Origin of the sequence: Sphingomonas sp. CCH15-F11, assembly GCF_001557005.1 — a bacterium.
GTDB lineage: Bacteria > Pseudomonadota > Alphaproteobacteria > Sphingomonadales > Sphingomonadaceae > Sphingomonas.
In genome coordinates, this window is the sequence record NZ_LSKG01000030.1 from 1 (window position 1) to 6368 (window position 6368).

Genomic DNA, 6368 nt, shown 5'->3' on the forward strand with positions numbered 1-6368 from the left:
CCATCCGTCGGACGCTGCGCTGGTGGACAGCCCCCACCCCCGACCCCTCCCCTGAAGGGGGGCTTAAGGAGGTCGAGGTGGAGAAAATTTTGGGGATTTCGCGCGAGAGGAGCATGGGGTGATGCTATTGTTGATTTTCTGCGTAGCAATACTCCTATGCCAGTTTGTTATTTCATCTATAATATTCTTCATTGTATTCAACACTGTATTTCATAAAAAACCCTTTAATTATGTTATCGCTTTAATCTCGCCGGCAATATTGTTTGGTTGGGTATATAGTTGGGATGGGGATTTGGGAATGCGAATATTTTTCGTTGTATTGTTATTCGTAATTTTCTCTATTCCTTTTTATTTGATATCACTTTTGTCGACGAAATATGGAGAGAGAGTTGGTTCTGGTCTTCATAAGCTTCTATTTCCAAATCCTGACGTAATTTAAACGTTCATTTATCATTAAGATCGCGATCATCCATGCTCGAAATCGATAACCTCCACGCCGAAATCGACGGCAAGCCGATCCTCAAGGGGCTGTCCCTCACCGTGAATGCGGGGGAGGTGCATGCGATCATGGGGCCGAATGGCGCGGGCAAGTCGACGCTGGGTTATGTGCTGGGCGGGCGGCCCGGTTATGAGGTGACGGGGGGATCGGTGCGGTTCCAAACAGCCGTCACCCCGGGCTTGACCCGGGGTCCCGCTTCTTCTTCTGACGCGCAAGGCAGCGGGGCCCCGGATCAAGTCCGGGGCGACGAAGGGTGGGTTGATCTCCTTGATTTAGACCCGCATGAGCGCGCGGCGGCGGGGCTGTTCCTGGGCTTTCAATATCCGGTCGAAATTCCTGGCGTGTCGAACGTCCAGTTCCTGCGCGAGGCGCTGAATGCGCAGCGCAAGGGGCGGGACGAGGCGCCGCTGTCGGGCGCGGAGTTCCTGAAGCTCGCGCGGGCCCAGGCCGCGGCGCTGGGCATGGATGCCGAAATGCTGAAGCGCCCGGTCAATGTCGGGTTTTCGGGCGGCGAGAAGAAGCGCAACGAGATGGTGCAGATGGGGATCATCGCCCCGCGGTTCGCCATCCTGGACGAGACTGACTCCGGCCTCGACATCGACGCGCTGAAGGCGGTGGGCGACGGCATCAACCGGATCATGCGCGCGCCCGACAAGGCGGTGATCCTGATCACGCATTATCAGCGGCTGCTCGACTATGTCCGGCCCGATTTCGTCCATGTGCTGGCCGATGGGCGCATCGTGCGATCGGGCGGGGCGGAGCTGGCGCTGGAACTGGAGCGCGAAGGCTATGCGGGGGTGGCGGCGTGAATATTGCCGTGCTCCCCACCCGGCGTGACGAGGCATGGCGCTATGCCGATATCGACGCGCTCGCCCGCGTCTGGCCGCGGCTGGATGCCCCCGAGAAGATCGTCGTTGCGGCCGGTGCCTCGCACACGCTGTTGATCCCCGCGCTGGAGCCGGTGGACGGGGTTGCGGTGCGCGCGATCGAGGCGGAGCTGGGCGAGGGCGCGACGCTCAACGTCCAGGCGCTGGTTGCGGGATGCGACTATGGTCGCCTGTCGATCGGCGTGCGGCTGGCGCGCGGCAGTCATTTCGAGTTGGGCGGCGCGATCCTGGGATCGGGCGACCAGACGCTGGAAATCGTCACCGACGTGCATCATGCCGAGCCGGAAGCGACCAGCAACCAGACGGTGCGCAACGTGCTGGGTGGTCGGGCGACGGGCAGCTATATCGGCGCGGTGCGCGTCGCGCGCCATGCGCAGAAGAGTGACGGCAGCCAGTCGGTCAAGTCAATGCTGCTCGACCGGACGGCGACCGCCAATGCGGTGCCGCAGCTCGAAATCTTTGCCGATGACGTGAAGTGCGCCCATGGCGCGACGGTGGGCGAGCTTGACCGCGCTGGCCTATTCTACATGGCGGCGCGCGGCATTCCGCCGGCGCTGGCCAAGCGGCTGATGCTGCAGGCGTTCCTGGCGGAGGCATTCGCGCAGGCGGGGGACGACGGCGCGGCGCTGGAAATCGCGGCGCAGGCGCGGCTGGAGGCGATGCTGGGTGACAAGGGTGGCGGGCATGGGTGAGTTGGTAAGTGCCGGCGAGGCCCTCACCCAACCCTCTCCCGCAGGCGGGAGAGGGCTAGAAGCGCCACTTGATGTGCGGGCGGATTTCCCGGCGATTCCGGCGGGGTGGGCGTATCTGGATACGGCGGCGACGGCGCAGAAGCCGCAGGCGGTGATCGATGCGATTACGCGCGGTTATGACACCAGTTATGCGACGGTGCATCGCGGCGTTTACCGGCGGTCGGCCGACATGACGATCGCCTATGAGGCGGCGCGGGCGCGGGTGGCGACTTTCCTGAATGCGCGCGATGCGGGGGAAGTGGTGTTCGTGCGCGGCGCGACCGAGGGGATCAACCTGGTCGCGCAAAGCTGGGCGGCGAGCCAGCTCAAACCGGGCGACCGCATCCTGCTGTCCGCGCTGGAGCACCATTCGAACATCGTGCCGTGGCAGCTGGTCGCCGACCGCGTGGGGGCCGCGATCGACGTGGTGCCGCTGACCGCGGATCACCGCATCGACCTGGACGCGATGGCGGCGATGCTGACGCCCGCGCACAGGCTGGTCGCGCTGGCGCATGTCTCCAACGTGCTGGGATCGGTGCTGGATGCGCGGCGGGCCGCCGACCTGGCGCATGGCGTGGGCGCGAAGCTGTTGCTCGACGGATGCCAGGCGGTGCCGCGGATGACGGTCGACGTCCAGGCGATCGATTGCGATTTCTACGTCCTGTCGGCGCACAAGCTTTATGGTCCGACCGGCATCGGGGCGTTGTGGGCGCGCGCCGAGCTGCTCGAGGCGATGCCGCCATGGCAGGGCGGCGGCGCGATGATCGACCGGGTGTCGTTCGCGGGCACGACCTATGCCCCGCCGCCGGGCCGGTTCGAGGCGGGGACACCGCACATCGTCGGCGCGCTGGGGCTGCACGCGGCGATCGACTATGTCGAGGCGATCGGGCTGGAGCGCATCCACGCGCATGAAGCCGAACTGGTGGCGATGACGCGCGACGCCTTGTCGCAGATCAATTCGGTGACGCTGTTCGGGCCCGAGAATTCGGCCGGGATCGTGAGCTTTGCGGTCGAGGGCGTGCACCCGCACGACATCGGCACCATATTGGACGAGAGCGGCGTGGCGATCCGCGCCGGGCACCATTGCGCGCAGCCGCTGATGGACGTGCTGGGCGTGCCGGCGACGGCGCGGGCGAGTTTCGGGGTGCACAGCCAGGCGGCGGATGTCGAGCGGCTGGTCGAGGGCATCAAGCGAGTGACGAGGATCTTCGGATGAGCGACGAACCGGGTTTCAGGATCGAGGAAGTCGACGCGGTCGCGCCGCCACCGCGTGCCCGGGTGCAGGACGCGCCCGAAGGTGCGACCGAAGGCCCGCGCCGGCGCGACTATCTGGACGGGTTCCTGGCGCAGAAGCCCGAGGGCGTGGCCCCCGACGCGCCGGGCGGCGAGATTTACGAGAATGTCATCGCGGCGCTCAAGGAAATCTATGACCCGGAAATTCCGGTCAACATCTATGAGCTCGGCCTGATCTATGGCGTCGAGGTGAGCGCGGAGGGGCATGTCGACGTGATGATGACGCTGACGACGCCGCATTGCCCGGTTGCCGAAACGATGCCGGGCGAAGTCGAGTTGCGCGTCGGCGCGGTGCCGGGCGTCGGCACCGTCGACGTCAACCTGGTGTGGGATCCGCCCTGGGACCCGGGCAAGATGTCCGACGAGGCGCGGCTCGAATTGGGAATGCTGTGATGACCACGACGACCACCACCCGCCAGCGGCCGGCCGCCGTGTTGCTGACCGAACGCGCCGAAGCGCGCATCGCCGAGCTGATGTCGCGCGCGCCCGCCGATGCGATCGGGGTCAAATTGTCGACGCCCAAGCGCGGCTGTTCGGGGCTGGCCTATTCGGTCGATTATGTCACCGCCGCCAACCCGATGGACGAGCGAATCGAGACGCCAGGCGGCACCTTCTTCGTCGATGGCGGGTCGGTTTTGTACCTGATCGGTTCGACGATGGACTGGGTGGAGGATGATTTCACCGCCGGTTTCGTGTTCAACAACCCTAACGCCAAGGGTGCGTGCGGGTGTGGGGAGAGCTTTACCGTCTGAGGGCGGTTGCAACGGATAGCCCCCACCCCAACCCCTCCCCTGAGGAGAGGAGCTTTGTGACGGTCACAACATTTAACCGTAGCGGTTAGATTTGCTTGACATCGTCACGCTGATCTGGCACATAACGGGAACGATGACGAATTGCGAGTCGGGCCGGGGCGGCGACGCCTTCCGGCCCGATTGCGTTTAGGGCGGCCAGCGGCGGTTCGGACAGTCAGGGGGAGGACCAAATGGCGCGGGCAAAGACACAGGCGCGACCACCCCGCAAGCGTACGCCGGGCGCGCGCTATACCAAGAAGGACATCGACCGGTTCCTGAGCGCGCTGGCGATGACGTGCAACATCCGGCGTTCGGCCAAGGCGGCGGGCATTTCCGAGGAAGGCGTGCAGCGCCGCCGCCGCGCCGATCCGGCGTTTCGCGCGGCGATGGCCGAGGCGCTGTCGGAAGGGTTCGTCCGGCTGGAGATGATGCTGCTGGAGCGCGCGCTCCAGACGCTCGATCCCGAGGATGAGGGCGAGCCCGCCGAAGCCGCTTCGCCAGAGCCGGTCAAGGTGCGGCGGAAGGCCGCGAATGGGCCGGAATTGTCGGAGCGCGCGATGCTGGCGCTGATCCAGCACCACCGCCAGGCGATCCGCGAACAGCGCGAGCGTGACGGCGGAAATGCTGCCGGCGCGCGCGTCGAGGAAGCGGATGCGCGCATGAAGCTGGACGCCATGTTCGAGCGGATGCGGGTCGCCCTTGCCGAGGATGAAGGACAAAAGCCGGCTGCGACAGGCGACGATGACGCGGGCTGACCCGGCGATGGTCGACCGGTCGATGATCGAGCGCGCGCTGCTGAACCCCGATGGCCTGGGGGCAAAGGTGCTGGCCGATATGGAGGAACGCACCGCCTGTCAGGTGCTGCACGATTGGCGGTGGTGGCAGCGGCCCGGACAAGTGCCGCCGCCCGGCGACTGGCGGGTGTGGCTGGTGATGGCCGGACGCGGCTTCGGCAAGACGCGGATGGGGGCGGAGTGGGTGCGCGCTGCCGCCGAAGCCGACGGCGCGCAGCGCATCGCGCTGGTCGGGGCGAGCATGCTGGAGGTGCGACGGGTGATGGTGGAAGGCGAGAGCGGGCTGCTGGGGATTGCGCCGATGGCAACGCGGCCACGCTGGGAGCCGTCAATCGGCAAGCTGAGCTGGGCCAATGGCGCGGTGGCTTATGTCTATTCGGCGGCCGACCCGGAGGGGCTGCGCGGGCCGCAGCATAGCCTGGCGTGGGCCGACGAGATCGCCAAATGGCCGCGTGGCGAGGAAGCGTGGGACAATCTGATGCTGACCCTGCGGTTGAACGGGGGGCAGGGGCACGGGCCACGGGTGATGGCGACGACGACCCCGCGCGCGGTGCCGCTGATCCATCGATTGAAGCAGGATGCCGGCGTCGTGGAGACGCAAGGGCGGACGCGGGACAATCGCGCCAACCTGGCCCCGGCCTTTCTGAATGCGATGATCGCCGCCTATGCGGGCACGCGGCTGGGGCGGCAGGAACTGGACGGCGAGCTGATCGAGGATGTCGAGGGCGCGCTGTGGACGCGCGCGACGATCGAGGCGTGCCGGGTGCGCGCGGCTCCATCGAGCGTGCGCGTGGTGGTCGGGGTTGATCCGCCGGCGGGTGAACAGGGCGACGCGTGCGGCATCGTCGCCGTCGCGCTCGGGGTGGATGGGCATGGCTATGTCGTCGCGGATTCGAGCGTCGCGGGCGCGTCGCCCGAACGCTGGGCAGCGGCGGTCGCGGCATGTGCGGCGCGACATGGCGCGATGCGCGTGGTGGCGGAAGCCAATCAGGGCGGGGCGATGGTGCGCAGCGTGCTGATGGCGGCGGACCACCGCCTGCCGATCACGCTGGTGCACGCGAGCCAGGGCAAGGCAGCGCGCGCGGAGCCGGTCGCGACGCTGTATGAAAGTGGGCGGGTGCACCATGTCGGGGCGTTCCCCGAGCTGGAGGATGAATTGTGCGGGCTGGTGGCGGGCGGCGGCTATGCCGGGCCGGGGCGGTCGCCGGACCGGGCGGATGCGCTGGTGTGGGCGCTGACCGAGCTGATGCTGGGGAAGCGGGCGATGGCGGGGGTAAGGGTGGTGTGAGGGTGGGCGCCGCGCAATAGCTTGGCTATTGCGCGACCCAGCGCTCGCCCCGGCCGGCGGGGCCGCAGGCTTCCGTCCGACGGCG

At 66.7% G+C, this 6368-nt stretch carries 7 protein-coding genes; all 7 read left to right on the forward strand.

Going from position 1 to position 6368, the window contains the following annotated elements:
- The first annotated feature begins 471 nt into the window (after positions 1-471).
- Positions 472-1308, forward strand: a complete 837-nt coding sequence (gene sufC, locus AX709_RS02870) for a Fe-S cluster assembly ATPase SufC (protein WP_066546568.1) — start codon at positions 472-474, stop codon at positions 1306-1308.
- Complete coding sequence (locus AX709_RS02875) at positions 1305-2078, forward strand: SufD family Fe-S cluster assembly protein (protein WP_066546570.1); 774 nt, start codon at positions 1305-1307, stop codon at positions 2076-2078. The genes sufC and AX709_RS02875 overlap by 4 nt, the downstream gene beginning before the upstream one ends.
- Positions 2071-3333 (forward strand): cysteine desulfurase, encoded by a 1263-nt coding sequence (locus tag AX709_RS02880; RefSeq protein ID WP_082731593.1) that lies wholly within the window; start codon positions 2071-2073, stop codon positions 3331-3333. Before AX709_RS02875 ends, AX709_RS02880 begins: the two co-directional genes overlap by 8 nt.
- Entirely contained in the window at positions 3330-3803 is a 474-nt protein-coding gene (locus tag AX709_RS02885; RefSeq protein ID WP_066546573.1) for an SUF system Fe-S cluster assembly protein, read from the forward strand. Before AX709_RS02880 ends, AX709_RS02885 begins: the two co-directional genes overlap by 4 nt.
- Positions 3803-4162, forward strand: a complete 360-nt coding sequence (locus AX709_RS02890; RefSeq protein ID WP_066546576.1) for a HesB/IscA family protein — start codon at positions 3803-3805, stop codon at positions 4160-4162. The genes AX709_RS02885 and AX709_RS02890 overlap by 1 nt, the downstream gene beginning before the upstream one ends.
- A 230-nt stretch (positions 4163-4392) precedes the next feature.
- Positions 4393-4956 carry a hypothetical protein gene (locus tag AX709_RS02895; RefSeq protein ID WP_066546578.1) on the forward strand — a complete coding sequence of 188 codons (564 nt, stop codon included), beginning with the start codon at positions 4393-4395 and terminating at the stop codon, positions 4954-4956.
- Between the two features lie 7 nt (positions 4957-4963).
- A complete protein-coding gene (locus tag AX709_RS02900; protein WP_082731594.1) occupies positions 4964-6283 on the forward strand; it encodes a DNA-packaging protein in 1320 nt (439 codons plus the stop codon).
- Positions 6284-6368: the final 85 nt, after the last annotated feature.

Bases quoted from the DNA above. Each gene is read 5' to 3' on its own strand.
- AX709_RS02895 (WP_066546578.1), top strand. From the start codon at position 4,393: ATGGCGCGGGCAAAGACACAGGCGCGACCACCCCGCAAGCGTACGCCG.
- AX709_RS02900 (WP_082731594.1), top strand. From the start codon at position 4,964: ATGGTCGACCGGTCGATGATCGAGCGCGCGCTGCTGAACCCCGATGGC.
- sufC (WP_066546568.1), top strand. From the start codon at position 472: ATGCTCGAAATCGATAACCTCCACGCCGAAATCGACGGCAAGCCGATC.
- AX709_RS02890 (WP_066546576.1), top strand. From the start codon at position 3,803: ATGACCACGACGACCACCACCCGCCAGCGGCCGGCCGCCGTGTTGCTG.
- AX709_RS02885 (WP_066546573.1), top strand. From the start codon at position 3,330: ATGAGCGACGAACCGGGTTTCAGGATCGAGGAAGTCGACGCGGTCGCG.
- AX709_RS02880 (WP_082731593.1), top strand. From the start codon at position 2,071: ATGGGTGAGTTGGTAAGTGCCGGCGAGGCCCTCACCCAACCCTCTCCC.